This is a genomic window from Coprothermobacter sp. (assembly GCA_013824685.1).
In the GTDB taxonomy this organism is placed as follows: domain Bacteria; phylum Caldisericota; class Caldisericia; order Cryosericales; family Cryosericaceae; genus Cryosericum.
Genome location: PNOG01000020.1, coordinates 142,573 through 163,523 on the forward strand (window position 1 = coordinate 142,573; position 20,951 = coordinate 163,523).

18 protein-coding genes and 1 tRNA gene are annotated in these 20,951 nt (G+C 57.3%); 10 read left to right on the top strand and 9 right to left on the bottom strand.

Annotated elements, in window-relative coordinates; genetic code table 11:
• Positions 1-33 precede the first annotated feature (33 nt).
• From C0398_06725 to grpE, 9 genes are all read right to left on the bottom strand, one after another.
• Positions 34-378 carry a hypothetical protein gene (locus C0398_06725; GenBank protein MBA4365674.1) on the bottom strand — a complete coding sequence of 115 codons (345 nt, stop codon included), beginning with the start codon at positions 376-378 and terminating at the stop codon, positions 34-36.
• Entirely contained in the window at positions 375-1,283 is a 909-nt protein-coding gene (locus tag C0398_06730) for a 16S rRNA (cytosine(1402)-N(4))-methyltransferase (protein MBA4365675.1), read from the bottom strand. Before C0398_06730 ends, C0398_06725 begins: the two co-directional genes overlap by 4 nt.
• The gene (mraZ, locus tag C0398_06735; protein MBA4365676.1) at positions 1,280-1,819 is read right to left on the bottom strand and encodes a division/cell wall cluster transcriptional repressor MraZ; all 540 of its coding nucleotides are present in this window, start codon (positions 1,817-1,819) and stop codon (positions 1,280-1,282) included. The genes C0398_06730 and mraZ overlap by 4 nt, the downstream gene beginning before the upstream one ends.
• Complete coding sequence (locus C0398_06740; protein MBA4365677.1) at positions 1,789-2,823, bottom strand: tRNA 2-thiouridine(34) synthase MnmA; 1,035 nt, start codon at positions 2,821-2,823, stop codon at positions 1,789-1,791. Before C0398_06740 ends, mraZ begins: the two co-directional genes overlap by 31 nt.
• Positions 2,824-2,919: 96 nt before the next feature.
• Complete coding sequence (locus C0398_06745) at positions 2,920-3,657, bottom strand: stage 0 sporulation protein (protein ID MBA4365678.1); 738 nt, start codon at positions 3,655-3,657, stop codon at positions 2,920-2,922.
• On the bottom strand, positions 3,650-4,561 hold the full coding sequence (locus C0398_06750) for a hypothetical protein (protein ID MBA4365679.1): 912 nt from the start codon (positions 4,559-4,561) through the stop codon (positions 3,650-3,652). Before C0398_06750 ends, C0398_06745 begins: the two co-directional genes overlap by 8 nt.
• 206 nt (positions 4,562-4,767) lie before the next feature.
• The gene (gene dnaJ, locus C0398_06755) at positions 4,768-5,859 is read right to left on the bottom strand and encodes a molecular chaperone DnaJ (GenBank protein MBA4365680.1); all 1,092 of its coding nucleotides are present in this window, start codon (positions 5,857-5,859) and stop codon (positions 4,768-4,770) included.
• A 45-nt stretch (positions 5,860-5,904) separates the two neighbouring features.
• Positions 5,905-7,758: a molecular chaperone DnaK gene (locus tag C0398_06760; protein ID MBA4365681.1), complete on the bottom strand. Its 1,854-nt coding sequence runs from the start codon at positions 7,756-7,758 to the stop codon at positions 5,905-5,907.
• A 49-nt stretch (positions 7,759-7,807) separates the two neighbouring features.
• The gene (gene grpE / locus C0398_06765; protein MBA4365682.1) at positions 7,808-8,452 is read right to left on the bottom strand and encodes a nucleotide exchange factor GrpE; all 645 of its coding nucleotides are present in this window, start codon (positions 8,450-8,452) and stop codon (positions 7,808-7,810) included.
• A 206-nt stretch (positions 8,453-8,658) separates the two neighbouring features.
• Between grpE and deoC the strand changes: the two genes are divergently transcribed.
• The 10 genes from deoC to C0398_06815 all read left to right on the top strand — a co-directional run bounded on the left by deoC (position 8,659) and on the right by C0398_06815 (position 20,659).
• On the top strand, positions 8,659-9,333 hold the full coding sequence (deoC, locus tag C0398_06770; GenBank protein MBA4365683.1) for a deoxyribose-phosphate aldolase: 675 nt from the start codon (positions 8,659-8,661) through the stop codon (positions 9,331-9,333).
• A 6-nt stretch (positions 9,334-9,339) separates the two neighbouring features.
• Entirely contained in the window at positions 9,340-10,122 is a 783-nt protein-coding gene (recO, locus tag C0398_06775; GenBank protein ID MBA4365684.1) for a DNA repair protein RecO, read from the top strand.
• Positions 10,112-10,960: a glycine--tRNA ligase subunit alpha gene (locus C0398_06780; GenBank protein ID MBA4365685.1), complete on the top strand. Its 849-nt coding sequence runs from the start codon at positions 10,112-10,114 to the stop codon at positions 10,958-10,960. The genes recO and C0398_06780 overlap by 11 nt, the downstream gene beginning before the upstream one ends.
• On the top strand, positions 10,917-13,028 hold the full coding sequence (locus C0398_06785; GenBank protein MBA4365686.1) for a glycine--tRNA ligase subunit beta: 2,112 nt from the start codon (positions 10,917-10,919) through the stop codon (positions 13,026-13,028). The genes C0398_06780 and C0398_06785 overlap by 44 nt, the downstream gene beginning before the upstream one ends.
• Positions 13,029-13,045: 17 nt before the next feature.
• Positions 13,046-15,697: a pyruvate, phosphate dikinase gene (locus C0398_06790; GenBank protein MBA4365687.1), complete on the top strand. Its 2,652-nt coding sequence runs from the start codon at positions 13,046-13,048 to the stop codon at positions 15,695-15,697.
• A 16-nt stretch (positions 15,698-15,713) separates the two neighbouring features.
• Positions 15,714-16,820 carry a deoxyguanosinetriphosphate triphosphohydrolase gene (locus tag C0398_06795; protein ID MBA4365688.1) on the top strand — a complete coding sequence of 369 codons (1,107 nt, stop codon included), beginning with the start codon at positions 15,714-15,716 and terminating at the stop codon, positions 16,818-16,820.
• A 94-nt stretch (positions 16,821-16,914) separates the two neighbouring features.
• Positions 16,915-18,624 (top strand): DNA primase, encoded by a 1,710-nt coding sequence (gene dnaG, locus C0398_06800; protein MBA4365689.1) that lies wholly within the window; start codon positions 16,915-16,917, stop codon positions 18,622-18,624.
• 407 nt (positions 18,625-19,031) lie between these two features.
• Positions 19,032-20,096, top strand: a complete 1,065-nt coding sequence (locus tag C0398_06805; protein ID MBA4365690.1) for an RNA polymerase sigma factor RpoD — start codon at positions 19,032-19,034, stop codon at positions 20,094-20,096.
• A 54-nt stretch (positions 20,097-20,150) separates the two neighbouring features.
• Positions 20,151-20,226 (top strand) — tRNA-Asn (locus C0398_06810).
• A gap of 211 nt (positions 20,227-20,437) precedes the next feature.
• Complete coding sequence (locus C0398_06815; protein MBA4365691.1) at positions 20,438-20,659, top strand: hypothetical protein; 222 nt, start codon at positions 20,438-20,440, stop codon at positions 20,657-20,659.
• Positions 20,660-20,951 lie beyond the last annotated feature (292 nt).

Sequence of the window (20,951 nt, forward strand, 5' to 3'; positions counted from 1 at the left end):
CAATTCTTTATGGTCCTGACGCAGGTATTCCCGCTAATGGAGACTGTCCAGAGTGCCAATCACCGCCGTGTTGTTGGCTGCCATACCCATAGCGCCTGCGGCAGCTCGCACCCGATCGGGTGACATGAGCTTTGTGTCGCGCTCAAGCAGCGATTCCTGCTGCTGAAGCTGTGCCTGAATGGCCGTCCTGTTCAACTCCACCTGACGCTCCAAGAACAGAGTCGTACTGTACACATAGCCATACGCGCACAGCAGACCGATGATCGTCACGCCCAGGACAATATATCGACGGGCAGCAATTCTTGCCGCGACCGAAACGCGCACTGTTGCCGCAGGGCGGCGGACTGTCGTGTAGTTCCCTCGGACTGCAATACTCATGGCTGTACCCTTTCCAGCACGCGCAGCTTGGCACTGCGAGAGCGTCTGTTCGTCGCGACTTCCGAGTCCGTAGGCCGAATGACCTTCTTGTTGACCAGGCGAAATCCTGGCTCCCCCGAGACCGGATTCTCGCAGAGAGCCAGGTAGCTTCTCTTCACAATTCTATCTTCGAGCGAATGGTAACTGATGACCAAGAGTCTTCCGTTTAGATTCAAGAGCGATGCTGCGGACTTGAGACCATTCTCGAGAGCATTGAGCTCATCGTTGACATATATGCGCAGAGCTTGAAAGGACTTGGTAGCAGGATGCAAGCGGGCGTGTCTGGCAGGGAAGACAGCGGCTACTGTCTCCGCCAATTCACTCGTCGTCTCGATCGGCGCTCGTTGCCGACGGCGCACGATCGCGCGAGCGACCTGACGCGACCTCCCCTCCTCGCCGTACTTCCACAAGATGTCGGCGATGTCCTCTTCTGGAAACGAGTTCACGATATTCCTGGCAGTGACCTTGAGATCGTCGTCCAATCGCATGTCCAGTGGTTGGTCGTGGCTGAACGAAAACCCCCTGCCTGTGCCCGTGAGTTGCTCTGAAGAAAAACCCAGATCCATCAGGATTCCGTCGAATCGCGTGTCTGGATAATCCTTCAACAACCGCGTCATGTCCCGAAAGTTTCCGCGGGTGATAACCTTGCGGGCGGCAGTATCATTCAGCCGCTCGCGGGCAATGGCAAGAACCGCTGCATCGACATCCATCATGAAAAGCGACCCTTCGCTAGAAAGTTGGCGCCCAACCTCATATGCGTGTCCGCCTTCCCCTGTCGTGCAATCCAGATAGGTTCCGTCTGGTCGAATCTGCAGGTATGTCGTGACCTCGTTCAGGAGGACTGGGGTATGGACAAACTCACTCATCTGGCTTGCAAAGCTCCGATATTTTGTTCGAAAACCTTCTCCGCTTTAGACCGATAGGTATCCCAGATATGAACGTCCCAAATCTCCAGGTGCGTCAAGGCACCGGCGAATACGACCTCTTTGTCAAGTGAAGCATACTCACGCAAATGTTGAGGTATCGAAATGCGACCAATCTTGTCGAGTTCAACCGTTGCAGCTCCGCTGAAAAGAATGCGGACGAAGGCCCGATTGTCGGATGAGACAGGGATGAGGTCACCATAGAACCGCTCGATGATAGAGGTCCACACTCTGTCATCAAACAGGTAAAGGCATCGATCCATGCCCTTGGTGAGAACGTAGGGAGAGCCGGCGTCACATCGGTAGTGGGCGGGGAACATCGTTCGCCCCTTGTCGTCCACGGAGTAGCGGTACTCACCGATGAAACAGTTCTCCTTGTTCATGGCGTAAGTATACCACAATTTCCCACTTTTTACCACAATTCGTGGAAAGACGCCAAGAACACGTTCTAGACTATCGTTCCGCCTCCAAGTATGCATCGGTCGTCGTAGAAGACAACCGCTTGTCCCGGAGTGACAGCAAATAGCGAATCAGCCAGATGAATGGAGACTCTATCCTCAGAAACTCGGTCGATACTGCCTTTGACGGGCTTTGACCTGTATCGTGTCACGACATCTGCGCTGAAGTGCCGCGATTTGCCGGTGGGAAGGTGGTGCCATTTCAGATCGATAGCTTCAAACACATCTCTCATGCACGCACTCCGCAGCCCGACGACCAGCTGGTTCGTGACGTGCCGCTTCTCCACGACATAGAGCCGTGATGCAGCACTGATACCAAGGCCTGATCGCTGGCCGACCGTATAGGACGCCAACCCCTGGTGCTTCCCGATAACGGTTCCATTCGTCAGGACAACGTCTCCGGGCACACACGGCAAGCGACGGCGGGCCTCTACGCCAACTGGCCCTTCTACAAAGCACAAGTCCTGACTCTCGCGACTTGCCAGAAGATCCGGGTTGAACCATCGCGAGGCCAGCGCTACCACCTCCCTCTTGACGCGACCTGCGAGAGGGAACATGACTCTGCGACGCTGCTCTGCCGAAAGCCGGTACAGGAAGTACGACTGGTCCTTCGCCCGGTCCATGCCGCGGCAGATCTGATCCCCATCACCGCTGTGGATGATTCCCGCATAGTGACCGCTCGCGATAAGGTCGGCATGCAGCTCGTCGGCTACATCAAGCAGTCCTTGCCACTTGACGCGCTCGTTGCAGAACACACAAGGATTTGGGGTTGCCCCTCCGGCTATGGCCTGCCAGAACGGTTGTACGACCTGGCAGTCGAAGGCATCTCTTACGTCCACATTGTGCCATGCAATGCCAAGATGCTCGCACTGGGCCTTCGCCCGTCGCGTGGAACTGATGTCGCAGCAGGCACTGTGCTGAGAGAAGTGCAGAGTGACCCCGATGACATCTTCACCAAGCTCTTTCAGGAGCAGTGCAGAGACGGCAGAGTCCACCCCTCCGCTCATTCCGACCACAACGCTCATGGGCTGAATCCAGCCACTAGGCAGGCTCCTGGCGTCGTAACGGCAACAGCCGTCCTGATTGCCCCGTGCAATCCTCCGACATTCGAGCCACGTGCACTACTGCGTGGCTCCTTCCTTGGGCTTCTTCTTGACGTCAAGCCCTGACGCATCGGCGTACTCGTAGGTCTCGTATCTGAGGCAGCACATCAGTTTGCCACAGACGCCCGTTATCTTGTTGGGGTTCAAGCTCAGGTTCTGCACCCGGGCACACTTGAGGCTGACCGGCTTGATCTCCTTGAGGAAACAGTTGCAGCATAGCTCGCGCCCACACATGCCTACCGTCGCAAAGAAACGGGTTTCATCGCGAGAACCGATCTGCCACATCTGCACCTTGGCCTTCAGCGACCGGGACAGAGTGGACACGAGGGTGCGGAAGTCGACGCGGGCCTCGGCCGTGAAATAGAACACATACTGTTTTCCCGAAAATGAGAGTTCACAGTTTACGAGGTGGATAGGGAGTCTGATCGCCCGCACCTGCTCCTTGCACAGAATCACTGCTGCGTCCTGTTTTCGCTGGTTCTCCTCAAGACGCTCGACGTCGGTCGGGGCAAGCTTGCGAACGTACTTGAGGTCGCCCGCCACACGCTTTTTTCCTGATGCGTCGTGCCTTGGATAGCCAATGATGACGTGCGTCAGCTCCTTGTCACTGCCAATTGCAAGGACCCCTTCGCCAGGGAGCAGCACAACACTATCGCTGACTTCGACCATGTATGTCTGGTACGACTTGGCTGAGCGAGCGCTCAGATAGCGTACCGAGGAGCAACTCGCCGACAACATATTGGTGGGATCATTCATGAGTGGTCATTCTCCTCAGCTCCAGTAGGGCGTTTGTCAGAACAAGTTCAGGGTTCACGTTCTGTTCTATGTGCTTCAGGCGCTCCCCCAGATGGTCCAGAAAGAGCCCAACCCTGGATTCGTCCAGCACGAAGTTCACACGGGCCAGTTCAGGTTCAGTAGAGAGAGAGATGCCTGCCGGAGGAGGAACCTTTCCCCTCGCCCGCAGAACGCTGTTCATGAACAGTGCAAGCGTCTGCAAACCGACCGTCGCGTTGTCCCGGAGACTATTCAATGTGTCCATCCTGAGGAGGCGGCCGACGGTCTCCGAGAGGCTCACGTTTGCCTTGGCAAATTCCAGCAGGACTTCAAGGCAGGCTTCCCCGCCAGTTGCAGATGCCGCATCCTGAAGATCCGCGATCGCCTGATTACTCCGCTCGACCTTCATGATCTGGACCCGCGATCGAATCGTGGGCAAGACGCGCCTGCTGTTCTGAGAGAGCAGCAGGAAGACGTTGCCCGGGACCGGTTCTTCGATGGTCTTGAGAACCCGGTCTGCTGCAACATCGGTGAAGAAGTCTACTCCACGGAAAACGCTCACCTTGAGGCAGCCCGACGCGGTCTTGATCGACGCATACGAGATAAACTGGTCGACGGTATCTATCCTGAGGATGCCTGAGTCTCCAAAAATCCTGGTGTTTGCCGAACCCCCTGCGTCCACCTGTCGGCACGACGGGCACGCGTCACAGAATTCCCCCGGACCATGGTCACCCCGGCAGTTGCCCGCCTTGGCAAGAGCTGCCGCCAACGCAAGCTTGGCGTCCTCATCTCTGCCCACGAGAAGGTATGCATGTGCCAGCCTGTGAGAAACAAGAGCAGCCTCGAGGCATCGAGTAGCCGGACAGTCACCGACTGCATCCCTCATCCGTTTCGCTGACACCGCCTATGTCTCCCACATCGTTGTTTCTGGATCTCTCACGCTCGTCTCCACCAGCCTGTCCACGCCTGCTCAGCACTGCCCATGACAAGTATACACGCCACTCCCCGCCTGTGCAATGAGCGAATTCCGGGCCGGCAACGAACAAACGGGCCGGCAGAGTCCTGGCCCATTTTGCATACGTTTCAACGTGACTACTTCTCGATATCGGCTAGCTGCTTGTAGAGCTTCCGTTGCTCAGCCGTGAGTGTCTTGGGCACACCTATCTCGATACGAACGATGTAGTCCCCCCGACGCCGTTCTCCGACCGCCTGAGCTCCTTTGCCACGAATCCGTACCTCGGCACCATGCTGACTTCCAGCCGCTATCGTCACGGTCTCCGTTCCACCTTCCACGAGAGGAACCGTGATAGTTGTCCCGAGCACTGCCTTGGCAGGCGACACGCGGACTGTGTGATACAGGGAACTCCCTTGTCGTTCAAACCGGGAATCATGCTGGACGGTAATGAAGAGGTACAGGTCGCCGGTCTGGCCGCCATGCTTGCCAGCATCTCCTTGTCCTGCGATACGTACTTTCATGCCGCTGTCGACACCTGCAGGAATCGTCACCTCTATGGTCTTGTCGGCCTTCGTAACGCCAGAACCCTTGCAAGCCGGGCATGGCGACTCGATGACCTTGCCTTCGCCTCGGCATGTGGGGCAGACCCCCGCAGTGACGACGCGCCCGAAGATGGTGTCTTGAACCTGACGGACCTCGCCCCTGCCATTACAGGTGGAACACGCCTTGGGGGACGTACCTGAGGCCGCTCCGGTACCGTGGCAGGTCGCACACGTATCGTACCGCCTGACCTGGATTTCTTGCTTGACGCCGAAAACAGCCTGTTCCAACGTGAGAGTCATGCTGACGCTGAGGTCCCGTCCGTGCGGCGTCTCCTCGCTCTGCTGACGACCAAACCCCCCCATGAAACTGCCAAAGAGGTCTCCAATGTCAAAGCCCCCGAACGTCTGGCCACTACCACCGCCTTGGGGAGCCCAGGCCTGGCCCGCACCCGGGAAAGCGGTGGGGCCGGCTTTGCCATAGGCATCATACTGCTGTCGCTTTGCAGGATCACTCAGCGTATCGTACGCCTCGTTGACGTCCGACATGTGCCTGGGTGCTTGGGGATCATCCTTGTGGAGGTCGGGATGATGTTTCTTGACCAGTTCACGATAGGCCTTCTTGATATCATCCTGGGAGGCCCCCCTGGGTACTCCCATAACGTCATAGTAGTCTCGATCAGTCGCCACGTCGACCTCCACTCAGAAATTAGCGCTTGACTTGAATCGCCGTCCCTATTGCTTTGGAGTCCCCTGACCCTCGACGGTTTCTCCGTCCTGCGGCGGCTGCTGAGCCTCAGCTTGATTCTGCTGAGCAGCCGCCGGTCCCTGCTGGCCAGCCTGACGCTGCAAGTCCTCGGTAACCTTAGAGAACGCGGTGTTCACTTCGTCGATTTTTGCTTCAATGTCCGAGGTCTTGTTGTCACGTACCAGTTCCTCTAGTTCAGTGAGCTTCTTCTCTGCCTCTGCCTTGACATCGGGAGATATCTTGGCCGCGTTCTCTGTCAGCGTCTTGCGTCCACTGAACACAACCTGATCCGCGCGGTTCTTGAGCTCGACTTCTTCCTTGACTTTCTTGTCCTGATCAGCGAACTGTTCCGCCTCGCGCTTCATCCGCTCAATCTCTTCGTCCTTCAGTTTTGTCGCATTCTCAATGGTAATGTGCTGTTCCTTGCCAGTCGCCTTGTCCTTGGCAGTAACGTGCACGATACCATTTGCGTCGATATCATAGCTGACCTCAATCTGTGGTTCGCCACGGCGGGCGGGGGCAATTCCATCGAGGATGAAGCGTCCCAGCGACATGTTGTCTTTTGCCATCGGACGTTCGCCCTGCAGAACATGGATCTCGACTTGCGTCTGACTGTCGCTCGCTGTCGTAAACGTCTGGGTCTTGGAGATAGGCACGGCAGTATTGCGCTTGATCATCTCGGTGAAAACGCCACCGAGCGTCTCGATGCCGAGCGTGAGGGGGGTCACATCAACAAGGACCATCCCGGTCTTGACTTCGCCGCCCAAGATTCCACCCTGGATCGCAGCACCCATGGCAACGCACTCCATGGGGTCGACGCCGCGCTCGGGAGTCTTGCCAAAGTAGCTCTCGACGAACTTCTGAACAATTGGCATCCTGGTCGGACCACCGACAAGGATGATCTTGTCGATCTGCTGCGGGGTGAGACCGGCGTCAGCGAGAGCACGGTTAACCGGCTCGCGGCACCTGTCGATGATGGGCTGGACCAGAGACTCGAGCTTGGCACGCGTAATGGGCATGACCAAGTGCTTCGGACCGCTCGCGTCTGCCGTGATGAAGGGCAAGTTGATCGTCGTCTCGAAGGTCGTCGAGAGTTCGACCTTGGCCCTTTCCACGCCTTCACGAAGGCGCTGCATGGCCATCTTGTCGACACGCAAATCGATACCATTCTGACTGTGAAAGTCTTCGGCAACGTAGTTCAGAAGAGCATTATCCATGTCAGTTCCGCCGAGCTGCGTGTCGCCCGACGTCGAAGCTACCGTAAAGACGTTTCCTCCGAAGTCCATAATAGTCACGTCCAGCGTGCCGCCACCAAAGTCGAAGACCAGGATCTTGTGCTCGCCCTCCGTCTTGTCAAGTCCATAGGCAAATGCGGCGGCCGTCGGCTCATTGATCAGACGGACAACCTCGAGCCCCGCGATTTCGCCTGCATCTTTGGTCGCTTGTCGCTGAGCGTCATTGAAGTATGCGGGTACGGTAATGACGGCCTTGGATACTTTCTGCCCAAGGAAAGCTTCTGCATCATTCTTGATCTTGCGAAGGATGAACCCGCTGATCTGCTGCGGCGTGTAGGTCTTGCCGAACATGCTGACCGTGTAGTCGGTTCCCATCTTTCGCTTGATGGCCTGAACCGTCGTCTCGGGGTTCAGAGCTGCCTGACGGCGCGCCGGCTCTCCAACGAGCACTTGCCCGTCTTTGGTAAACGCAACGTAGGACGGGACAGCCTTGCCTCCAATGCTGACACCTTCCGCCGCCGGCACGATCGTCGGTTTGCCGCCGACCATAACAGCTGCTGCAGAATTCGAAGTTCCAAGATCTATACCGATAATCTTCTCTTCCATATTCAACAAACCTCCTTAGTTAGAATCGTGTTTCCAAAGAATCATCTGGTCAGTCTTCACCAGTATCATCACTTTCAACGCTTGCCTGTGGTGCTGAAGCAACATCCACCATCGCCGGCCGCAACAGCATTTCCCCTAGCTTGTAGCCATCACGCAGAACTCGCACAACGGTATTGACTGGAGCATCAGGGTCGGCAACGACGTGAGCAATCTCAGAGGTAGCAGAATCATACGGATTGCCCTCCAACCCCTCCAACCTGTGGACTCCATTCCTCGCGAGGAACTGGTTCAGCTGCCCGAGAACAGCCTGAGAACCTACGAGGAGGCTCGAATCGTCCTGAGTCCCTTCACCATGCTTCACGAGCTGGTCGAAACTATCGACGACTGCAAGGAGATCAAGAAACAGCCCCAACTTGGTTCTGGCTTCGAAGGAACTCTTGTCACGCTGAAGCGTCGCCTGTTCGCGGATGCGCAGCATCTGCTCCTCATGAACGGCGCTGTTGAGACGCTCCACTTCGTGCTGCAACTCCCGTATTCTGGACCCAAGCGTTCTCAATGCCTCCCCTCCGTCTCCATCCTCATGGTCGGGAGCTGAATCCAAGGGCACCTCGAGGACCGACGGAACACGTTCCGAGTCATCCTTTCCTGTGCCTCGCTCCTCACCAGCCACATACCACCTGCTTCGGTTCATCATATGTAGGCTCTCCGGTCAATTCTCACCATATAGGCTGCATTCAGCCTTAAACTCTCTGGATGTTAGCACTCTCAGTACAAGACTGCTAATCGTCCAATAATTGTAGTGCAAAGCATATTGGTGTCAAGCGCTCGGTCACCGCAAACCGTTGATTTCTGGCGCAGTAACGTGATAATGTGGAGGATTCGAATACTCGGAGGCAATCAATGTATACCAATCAGATTACAAGGAAGGAGCTTGCAAGCTTCATGGATCACACTCTCCTCAGGCCCGAGGCAACGTGCGCCGACATCGAGCGACTGTGTGCCGAAGCAGTACAGCTCGGAACGTTTGCAGTATGTGTCAACTCGTCAATGGTTGAAACCGCCTCTTCCGCCTTGAATGGGTCTGACGTGCGCGTGGCGTCTGTCGTGGGTTTTCCGCTTGGCGCAACTCTGTCGGCTGCCAAGGCCCGGGAGACTGAGTTGGCCATCCGGCACGGAGCGTCGGAGATCGACACGGTCATCCAGATCGGGTGGCTCAGAGAGAAAAACTACCGCGGAGTTGCACAAGACATCGCAGCGGTTGTCGAATCGGCCGGAGACGCTCTCGTCAAGGTTATTATCGAGGCATGCCTGCTTACCGACGAGGAGAAACGGGTGGGATGTGCCATCGCCATCTCGGCCGGAGCAGGGTTTGTCAAGACGAGCACCGGCTTCAGCAAGGCAGGCGCTACAGAAGACGATGTCAGGCTGATGCGCGAGGTCGTGGGACCTCTCTTCGGCGTAAAAGCCGCGGGAGGTATCCGCGATCTTCACACTGCCATCGCTATGCTTAACGCGGGCGCGACCCGCCTCGGCGTTTCTGCGTCTGACGCCATTCTTGCAGAGGCACAGCAGTAGCACTCAATGGTCTATCACTGGACGCTCGCCTCCATTCTCAATGCTTCAAGGGTAGGAGAGAAGGACAAACGCCTGGTGCTCTTCTCCAGAGAACTGGGCAAAGTGACTGCTGTTGCACGAGGGACTGCGATCCCGGGCGCAAAGTGGTCAACTTCGTTCGAGCCGTTCTCACTTCTCTACCTCCGTCTGTACGATCGCTCTCGTTTCCTGACTGTCGTCAGCTCGGAGGAACGAGTGGTCTACACCGGTGTCTTATCGTCGTTGTCGAGGTCGCTGAAAGGCATGGCAATGAACCAGCTGGCAGAATGCGTTCTTGAGCCATCCTCGGAGGAACCGGGCTTGTTTGCCGCGTACGTCACGGCTCTGTCGAGGCTCAACATTGCGGCGAATGCAGCCGAGGAGGACGCGGCCTTTCTACAGTTCACCCTTGATGTCCTCACTGAACTCGGTTTCGGGGTAAGTTCTCTGCATTGTGAACGATGCGGAGCCGCGCTGGACGAGAATGTGCATTTCTCCATGAGAGACAATGCCTTCCATTGTTCCCCCTGCGCGACAACCGAAACAGATGTCGTCCTCTCTCCCGAGCTCGTCAGCTTTCTTCGGACCGGAGAGGGCAGCATCGACGGCCGCCGTACGCTCATGGGCATTGCACTGACGCTGCGACTGCTGAGGTCTGCTGCCAGCAGACTGGCCATCACACAAGCCTTCGAGCGATTCGCGCAGAACGCTGCTACACTGTTTCACATCGACGCAAGAGAAGAACCCAAGGAGTCATGCCATGAACTTTGAAGAAATGGTTTCCAAACTAGAGCGCTTCTGGGAAGACGAAGGCTGCACGCGTCTGTTCCCGTACGATCAGGAAGTAGGGGCGGGGACACTGAGCCCGTACACATTCCTGCGAGTCCTGGGGCGCAAACCCTGGAAAGCTGTCTACGTACAACCATCACGACGTCCGGCAGACGGTCGGTACGGCGAGAACCCCAACCGTCTCTACATGCATCACCAGTTGCAGGTCATCGTCAAGCCTTCCACCACCGACATCCAGGACACATACCTGCGAAGCCTTTACCTGCTTGGTCTCAAGCCGGCCGAGCACGACATCCGGTTCGTCGAGGACAACTGGGAGACGCCAGTTCTCGGGGCCGCGGGCGTCGGCTGGGAAGTCTGGCTCGACGGCATGGAGGTAACGCAGTTCACGTACTTCCAGCAGGCAGGCGGCCAGGAAGTGCCCGTCGTTGCCGTCGAGATAACGTATGGTCTCGAACGGCTCGCTATGTTCGTTCAGGAGAAAGCGAACGTCTACGAACTGGAATGGCATGAAGGCGTCACCTATGGAGATCTGCGACAACAGGTCGAGCGGGAGAACAGTATCTACTCCTTTGAGCAAGCCGACATCGAGGCGCTTGTCACGATGTTCGACCTCTGCGAAAAGGAGTCCCAGCGCATGATCGACAAGAGACTCATTACTCCTGCCTACGAGTATCTCCTCAAATGCTCACATACGTTCAACATCCTCGACGCACGTGGCACCGTCGGGGTTTCTCAGCGTATGGCCTACCTTGCCCGCGTACGCCGTCTCGCGTATGGTTGCGCGAACCTCTACCTGGAGAACGAAAACCATGAGTGACCTGCTGATCGAGATCTTGACTGAGGAACTTCCGGCACGTTTCGTGGACAGCGCTCAGGCGCAACTGGTCGAACATGTCACAACACACCTCGACGAGTCCTTCATTGGACATGGAGATGTCCGTGGTTTTTCCACCCCACGGCGCCTTGTCGTCCTGGTTCAGAACGTCAAGGAGCAGACGGACGCCCGAACCATGGAAGTAAAGGGACCGGCGAAGGCGTCGAGCTATGACGCTCAGGGAAATCCCACGCCGGCTCTGGTCGGCTTCTGCAGGGGACAGGGCGTGGATCCCGCCGACACCTACACCGTGGACGTCGCCGGCAAGTCCTACGTCTACGCCCGGAAGACGGTTGCTGGGCAGAAATCCTCAGAGCTCGTCGAGGCCTTTCTCCTTCGCCTGCCTCACGAAGTCACGTTTCCCAAGATGATGCACTGGGAGGAGTCCGGGTTCCAGTTTGCGCGCCCTATTCGCGGATTGCTTGCGCTGCTTGGCGCCGAAGTCCTTCACTGGGAAGTAGCCGGAGTGCAGAGTTCGAACACGACGTTCGGCCTCCGCGTCGGCAAGCCGAAACCAGTAACAGTGACGTCGCCGGAAGACTATATGCGACGGCTGCGCGAAGCATTCGTCATCGTGGACCCCGCCGAACGCCGCCGCCTGATCGAAAAACAGGCAGACAAGCTGTTGAAGCCTCTGGGCCTCAAGCTCGGAGACAATATGGGCGATCTGCTGGACGAGGTCGTGAACCTCGTCGAATACCCGTCCGTTTTCCTGGGAGACCTCCCAAGCATAGCTACCGAACTCCCCGAAAGTGTTGTCCGTTCTGTGCTTCAGCAACAGATGCATTCTTTCCTGGTGTACGGTCAGAATGGGAATGTCATTCCACACTTCCTGAGTGTGCGCAACGGCCTGACCGATTTCATCGACATCGTGCGACGAGGCAATGAAAGCGTCGCCAATGCCCGTCTTCTGGATGCAGCCTTCTTCATCCAGGAAGACATGCGTGAGCCTCTGGAAGCACATCTGGGCCGGCTGGATACCTTGATTTTCATGGACAACCTCGGCACCATGGCCGCCAAGACTCTTCGGCTCGAGCGACTGGCGGCCTGCGCGACCGTGTACGCTTCGGTGACGCCGGAAGAGAGAGCAACGCTCATCGCTGCAGCCCACCTCTCCAAAGCCGATCTCGCTACCAGCATGGTGAAGGAGTATACGTCGCTCCAGGGGGAAATCGGCAGCGTCTATCTTTCGCGTGCCGGCGGTTCACCAGATATTGTGTCCGCCATTCGTGAACAGTACGTGCCTCGCTCTCCTTCCGAGGACATTGCATCAACCAGAGCCGGCCGACTGCTCGGCGTCATCGACAAGGTCGACACACTTACAGGCATCCTTGGCACGGGCTTCAACCCTTCCGGGTCAGAAGACCCCTACGGCCTCCGGCGTGCCGGCAACGGCATCGTCCGCACAATCGTCGAGTCCGGTGAGACTGTGGACTTGGAGACTCTGGCAAACAACGCAGTGGAGGGGTATCAGGCAACTGGATCCCTGCCGCATCCTGAAGACCTGGGGCAGAAAGTCTTGGACTATCTGAAAGGGCGCATTGCTCAGTATTTCAAGGAGAAACAGCTGACCAGGGAATACGCCCCACTCGAATATCTCCCGCTCGTCGAACTGGGTTCCATTCCCGAACGCATGCAGGCACTGCATGAAGCGGCCGGCGACACCGTACTCGTGACCCTTGCGGACAGCCATCGCAGGATACAGAACATCACCAAGGGGCTTCCTGCTGCGACGAGCCTGCCTGCAGACTTGCTTCTGACGGATCCCGAGGAGCTTGTGCTCAGACAGTCAGCCGAGTCTGCCGCACCGCGAATTCTTGAGTTCCTAGCAGTGCGGAAGTATGCAGAGGCCATCCGGACGTGCGAGGAACTCGCCATTCCTGTCACGACTTTCTTCGACCGCATCCTCGTCATGGCCACCGACGAACGCGTGCGAAGCGCACGCTTATTGCTTTTGTGCTACCTGAAGTATATACTTGGACTTGTTTGCGACTATTCCAAGCTAACCTAGGCCTGATAGGAGGAACCATGGACCAGCGGAAGTTTGTCTACGATTTCGAAGAAGGCGGCAAAGAGATGAAGACCATCCTCGGAGGAAAGGGAGCAGGCCTCGCAGAGATGACGAAGATCGGGCTTCCCGTACCTCCCGGTTTCACGATCTCGACGGAGATGTGCCCCGAGTACCTCAAGGTCGGCGAGATCCCTGAGACTCTGAAGAATGAGATCAGAGAACACCTTGCCAGACTCGAAGGCAAGCTTGGCAAGAAGTTCGGCTCAGAGCAGAACCCGCTGCTCGTGTCCGTTCGCTCCGGTGCGGCGGTCTCGATGCCCGGCATGATGGACACCATCCTCAACCTCGGACTCAACATCGAGACCGTGGAAGGTCTTGCGATGCTGACTGAGAATCCGCGTTTTGCGTGGGACTCCTACCGTAGATTCACTCAGATGTATGGCAACGTCGTGCTTGGTATCGAGCACAACGGCTTCGAGGCCATACTGGCAGAACAGAAGCAGCTTCAGGGTATCACGCTGGATACCGACCTCTCCGTCGACGGCCTGAAGGCCCTCGTCCAGAAGTACTTTGCCCTTGTTCAGGAAAAGACCGGCAAGCCCTTCCCGCAGGATCCAATGGACCAGTTGCTCGGGGCAGTGGGCGCCGTTTTCCGCTCATGGAATACCGAGCGAGCCATCACCTACCGCAAAATCGAGAAGATTTCGGGTCTCATCGGCACAGCCGTGACAATCCAGTCCATGGTCTTCGGCAACATGGGCAACGACTCGGCAACGGGCGTGTGTTTCACCCGTGACAATTCCACCGGAGCCAAGCGCTTTTCGGGCGAATATCTTGTCAACGCTCAGGGTGAAGACGTCGTTGCCGGCATTCGCACGCCCAAGAATATCGACCAGATGGAAACAGAGATACCCGAAACATACAAGCGTCTCGTCGAGGTATCACTGCTGCTGGAGAAACACTATCGTGACATGCAGGATATGGAGTTCACCGTAGAACGAGGCACACTGTTCATGCTGCAGACCCGCAATGCCAAACGGAGCCCGGTCGCAGCCGTCAAGGTCGCAGTCGACATGGTCGTCGAGGGTCTCCTCACAAAGGAAGAAGCCGTGATGCGGGTGACTCCCACCCAGCTCGACACCCTGTTGCATCCACAGGTAGACCCACAGGCCAAGGTTCAGGTCATTGCCAGGGCAATTCCTGCTTCACCAGGTGCCGGGTATGGAAAGGTCATTTTCGAGTCAAAGAAGGCCGCCGAGCTTGGAGAAGCAGGAGAGAAGGTTATTCTTGTTCGTCAGGACACGTCTCCCGAGGACATCGACGGTATCTCCAAGGCTCAGGCGACATTGACGACGCGTGGTGGTGCCTCGGCGCATGCAGCACTTGTGGCGCGTGGTCTCGGCAAGCCGTGTGTGGTTGGCGCCGATCAGATAAAGCTCAACAGCGCCGAGAAAACCTTCGTGGCTAATGGCGTGACCGTCCACGAAGGCGACGTCATCACGGTGAACGGCACCACTGGCGAAGTCATCCTTGGTCAGGCCCCCATGGTGGATGCCGAGCAGACAGCCGAACTTGCGACCCTCCTTGGCTATGCAGACGGCATCCGCCGTCTCGGCGTGCGTGCCAATGCAGACACGCCCGCAAATGCCCACAAGGCACGCGCTTTTGGTGCAGAGGGCATTGGCTTGTGTCGCACGGAGCGTATGTTCAACGATCCTGAGCGTCTGCCCCTCATGCAAGAGATGGTCATCGCGGGTTCGCTCGAAGAGCGCACCCCCGCCCTCGAGAAACTGCTTCCGATGCAGCGCGACGACTTCGAGAAGATCCTTGAGGCCATGGACGGTTTCCCTGTCATCATCCGCCTGCTGGACCCGCCTCTCCACGAGTTCCTTCCCCAGATAGACCGACTCACGGAGGAAATGGCCGAGGCAGAGACGGCTCACGACGAAGCTCGCATCGCCTATCTGAAGAAGGTCATGAAGCGGTACAACGAGCTGAAGGAGTTCAACCCGATGATTGGGTTCCGCGGCTGCCGTGTTGGAATCGTGTATCCCGACATCTACCAGCTGCAGGTCCGTGCAATCGCCGAGGCCACCGCCACACTGGTCAAGCGAGGATTGCACCCGATGCCCGAGATCATGCTTCCCCTGGTGGGTCACGTCAACGAGATCAAGGTACTCAAGCCGCTGGTTCAGGAAGAGCTCGACAAGGTGTTCGAGCGCGAGGGCATCACGGTTGCCGTGAAGATCGGCACCATGGTTGAAGTGCCACGCGCATGCCTGACCGCAGACGAGATCGCCGAGTACGCCGAGTTCTTCAGCTTCGGCACCAACGACCTCACCCAGACGACGTATGCCTATAGCCGTGACGATGCCGCAGGCACGTTCCTGCCAACCTACCTCGAGTCGAAGGTCCTGGACGTCGACCCATTCCAGACCATCGACCGGAAAGGCGTGGGCAAGCTCATCCGCATCGCGGTGGTCCTTGGCCGCCAGACGAACCCCCGCATTGAAATCGGTATCTGCGGGGAACAGGGAGGTGAGCCTGATTCGATCGACTTCTGCCACACCTCCGGGCTCGACTACGTTTCCTGCTCGGCACCGCGAGTACCCGTTGCGCGCCTTGCAGCTGCACAGGCCGTCATCAAGAACAGGCCGGCCACCAGCTAGCACAGAATCCTCATACATGCTACCTATCACGAACTACAGGGATAGGGAAGGAAGGCTGCTCTCTCAGGGAGCAGCCTTTGGCATTGCCAGCAAGGGACGAGTCTTGCCCGAGGGCGACGACGGCATCCGATCCCCGTTCCAGAAAGACCGCGACCGCATCATTCACTCGAGGGCGTTCCGCAGGCTCCAGTACAAGACACAGGTGTTCATGGCGCCAAAGGATGATGAGATACGCACGCGGCTCACGCATACCCTCGAGGTCGCGCAGCTGTCGCGTTCAGTGTCTGATGCTCTCGGTCTCAACGAGGACCTCGTCGAAGCGATTGCACTGGGACACGACCTTGGTCATGCACCATTCGGACACACCGGAGAAGAAGTCCTGGACATGAAGCTGAAGAGTATTGACCCCGGATTGGGATTCGAGCACGCATTGCAGAGCCTCCGGGTGGTCGACACGCTGGAGCGTCGTGAGCGTGGGCACGGTGACGTGCTCTTTGGGCTCAATCTCACCTATGAGACCCGCAATGGCATTGCCTCTCACAGCAAGGGGCTTGAAGAAATGAGCAAGCTCGAGGACATGCAGAGTCCACAGACTCTGGAGGGACAGATCGTGCGACTCTGTGACAGAGTCGCCTATGTCAACCATGACCTTGATGACGCCATACACGCTGGGATCATCGATGTGACGGACGTACCGGCAATGACGGAGGAGGCACTGGGCAGCTTCTATTCGCAACGCCTCGATACGATGGTGCTGGACATCATCCGGTCCAGTTCCACCGCAGGCGAGATCGTCATGAGCCGACCCATACAGGAGGCCATGGATGGCCTCATGCTTTTCCTGAAAGACAGGGTGTATATGCATTCGGAACCAAAACGCGAAGAAGGGAAAGCACGTGACCTGCTGTCCCGCATTTTCGACTTCTGCATGCAGGACGTCAGGCACATGGAACCCTATTTGCGAGAACACCCCACGACCTGCGAGTCAGATGATCCGGTTTTCATGCTCCGTGGAGACCTTCAGGGCACAGCACGGATCGTGACGGACTATGTCGCCTCGATGACGGACCGAATGGCGCTCAAGGTGGCAACGGACCTGGTGATGCCACACATCTACGTCTAGCAAGCCTGAAAGAGCTGATTGTGCTCCATCTGTGAGGAGGCCGGGAACGATTCCGGCCTCCTCTCTCGTATACCTAGGTGGTAGCCACCCACACATGGAATACAAAGAGTACATCGCAGAGATAAGCACCAAGATCGGCATCCTTGATGTCATAGGCCACTACGTCAAACTGCGCAAACAGGGTCGCAACTATGTGGCCCTCTGCCCTTTTCACCATGAGAAGACGCCGTCATTCACGGTCAGTCCCGACAAGAACATGTTCTACTGCTTTGGCTGCAAGGCATCCGGAGACATGCTGACGTTTGTGCGCAAGGTGCACAACGTGTCACTTCCAGAAGCAATCGAGATCGTGTCCAAAGAGTTCCATGTCGAGCTGCCGCCATGGCATATGTCCACAGCAGCGTCGCGGGAGCGTCAGGAACTCCTGCAAACGCTGAAGCTCGTCGCGACCGCGTTCGCTGCTGCGTTACAGAGCCCTCAGGCAGGAGAGTGCCAGGAGTATGTCAGAAGTCGCGGCCTTAGTTCTGAGACGGTGAAGCATTTCTCTCTGGGCTACTGTCCCCGCAACACAGACAGCCTCGTCAAGTGGTGTTCAGAACACGGGATTGACGAGGATAGCCTCGCACGTACCGGCATCGTACAACGGCATGAAGGACATTCGTTCTCGCCATTTGCCCACCGACTGATGTTCCCAATCTGGGACAGCATTGGCAATATCATCGCATTTGGCGGACGGGCCATCGACGGGTCGATGCCCAAGTACACAAACAGCCCCGAGACTCCGCTGTTCGCCAAGAGAAAGACGCTTTACGCGCTCCCTCTGGCTGAGCCGTCCATACGTGAAACCGGGACGGCTGTCGTCGTAGAGGGATACATGGACGCTATCGCTCTCCACGCCGCAGGCTTCACCAATACCGTTGCCTCGCTTGGCACGGCATTCACCGAGGAACAGGGCACCCTTCTGAAACGGAGCGCCTCTCGCGTTCTGCTCAATTTCGACAGTGACGAAGCCGGCCAGCGTGCCGCTCGACTTGCACTCTCCATCGCTGACCGAACCGGGCTGGACGTAGCCGTGGTCAGGGTCGAGGGGGCAAAGGACCCAGATGAGCTGCTGCGCGAACCTGGGGGAAAGGGTCAGTACCAGGTCGCCCTTGACCAGGCGATATCCGTGGGCGATTTTCTGCTCGATGCTGCCGTCGTGGGAAAGAACATGAGCTCGCCAAGCGGTCGAAGGGCATTTGTGCAGGAAATGATGGAGTCCGTGGACGGCATGCAGGACTCACTGCTCAGAACTCAGCTTCTTACCCAGATTGCGCGTCGGGTCGATGTTCGTGAGGAAGAGGTTCTTGCAATCTACCACAAGGGCCGGGGGGGCGTCGAACAGCCTGCGGTCACTGATCCGTGGAGACTACCGCGCACAAGCCTGGGACACTCGAGAATTCCCACAGGAGGGTCTCTCCAAAGCACGCGCTCCGTGCTTGAGCAGGAAGTTGTCCATGGCCTGATCCACAATCTCGACAGGCTTTCCGAGCTCTCGCCACTCCTCGACGGACTGTCGTTGCAGGATGAAGCTTGCCAGGAGATTCTCAGCGTACTGCGCCGCGAAACCACTGGTGAAAAGGCTCTGGTGCCCTCGCTGGTTGCACAGCTCGGGCCAGAGGCTGCGGCTCTGGTTGGTCGATGGAGTCTCGAAGAACACACATTGAGTTATCAGGGAGTGAAAGATGCAGCCAGCAGGCTGCGATCGAGGTCGTCTGCCGTGACACCGGGAGACGGCTCGGTAGCCCATGAAAGGGGTGGATGATGGCAGAGAAGAATACCACACGCAAGACCGAGGTACAGGAAGAGGCTCATCCGGCCAAGGCCTTGCGAATCCCACACAAGAAACTGACAGAGACAGTAGCCCTGCCCGAGGCAGCCCCCAAAACCAAGCGCGTCAAGCCGTCCCAGAAGAGCCCGGTGACGGCTGCCGTGGACGAGACTTCTGAGACCGCTCCTCACGTCAGGCGTGTTCCCAAAGCCAGGGCCCCGAAGAAGGAGAACAAGCCGATCGATGATGAAGGGCATGAAGCCAACGTGGATCTAGAAGAAGAACAGGAAAGCTCACACGAAGAAGGTCCTGCTACAGAACCGCTGCTCCCCAAGAAGCGTGAGCTGGTCAAGCTGCTGGACAGTGCCCGTAGGGAGGGCGCCCTGGACTACGAGGCCGTCATGAATGCGCTGGAGAAACACGACCTCTCCGTCGAAGAGCTCGACGTCTTCTATGAGCGGATGGACTTCGAGGGAATCGTGTTCGGTACTCCCCGTTTCGTCAAGTCCACAGCCAAGAAGACCATTGCAGCACCTTCTATCCCCTCGATCATCCGTGTTACGACTCAGGAGGAGCAGAACCCGATCCAATCCTATCTGAGCGATATCGGCCGCGTGCCGCTGCTGACACCGGATCAGGAGAAGTCACTGGGCAAGAGCGTCATGGCTGGCGACATGGAGGCAAGGCGCCAGCTCATCGAGGCCAACCTCCGTCTGGTGGTCAGTATCGCAAAGAAGTACACGGGGCGGGGCCTATCCTTCCTTGACCTGGTCGAAGAGGGCAATCTCGGCCTGATCAGAGCCGTCGAGAAGTTCGACTACAAGCGTGGATTCCGGTTCTCCACGTACGCCACGTGGTGGATTCGGCAGTCGATGACGCGTGCGCTGGCTGACCAGTCACGCCTGATCCGGGTTCCGGTACACATGGTCGAGAACCTCAACAAGATCGATAAGCTCAAGAAGGGCTTCCTTCAGGAACACGGGCGAGAGCCGACCAAAGAAGAGCTCGCCACCGCCATGGGCATCCCCGTCAAGAAGATCATACGGTATCTGCGTCTCGGACAACAGCCACTGTCTCTCGAAAACACCGTCGGAGATGAGGAAGAGAGTCGTCTGGAGAACTTCATCGAGGACGAGAAGAGTCCCTCTCCTGAGAAGGAAACCTTCAACAAGTACTACAAAGAACAGCTGGAACGCATACTCGAGACGCTCCCGGAACGGGAGAAGAAGATCCTCATCTACAGAGAGGGCCTTCAGGGTGAATACGAGCACACACTGGAAGAAGTCGGCACGATGTTCCAGGTCACACGCGAACGTATCCGCCAGATTGAAGCAAAAGCCAAGCGCAAGCTGAAGGAAATGATTGCCAAGGAGAATGGGATGAGCGAGGAGGACATGCACAACGATGGCAATGTCATCCGGCATCGCACGTCGTCGAATCGAAGACGGTCGCCTTCTCAGACCTGATTGACAGTCGACATCTTGACATACGAGCTGTCAACACTACAATGACTATTGTGTTCCCCGATAGCTCAACGGTGGTAGCACTGGACTGTTAATCCGGGGGTTGTAGGTTCGAGTCCTACTCGGGGAGCCATATATGGTATTCTGAGACCCGGGACACCCGGGTCTTTTCCATTTCCATGAGCCTGTGTCTCAATTGTCTGTCCCTGCCCACGAATTCCCGGCACCTTGAAATTCTGCGCTCCGGCTTCATAATGCTGAAAGTATCCGCAGATATTGTTCGGCGATACGCTCGTCGCACACAAGCACTGGCTGTGTTTCGATTGGATAGGAGGTGATACGCCTTGTACTCCGAGTACGAGATGGCCATGTCGGGCGCCGTTGACGTCCTCCATCGGGAGGATCAGAGGGGCATTATGCCTCCTCTCGACGGAGACCTGTACTCCACAGCCGTGAGGGTCTCTCTGAAAGACACGGACCTTCTGGAGCGAAGACGCGTCCCCCAGCACCCCATGCATGCCGACATCCTGCAGCGCCTCTCAGGGAGAGGCCTTATGCCCAGTTGAAGCGCCTTCTCGTTTCCGCGAGGCTTGAAGCCGCCAGCGTCAGAGACGCTGCTCACGGAACCAGGAGCATGAGGCCTGTCGCAGCGATAGGGCCGGGCCATCGAGGGCAACATGACAAAGCACACCTGCCGCTGGAATGTGCGGCCTTGGTTCTTCAGAAGGCTCGCGAAGACCGGGATGGGTCAGCTCGTGAACTGGAAGGCGGCAGACACATCGACCCCTCAAGCGTCCTGAACTGGGGAAGGCACATGACAGGCCAATTCGATGATCTGTATCTCCAGGCCACTACCTC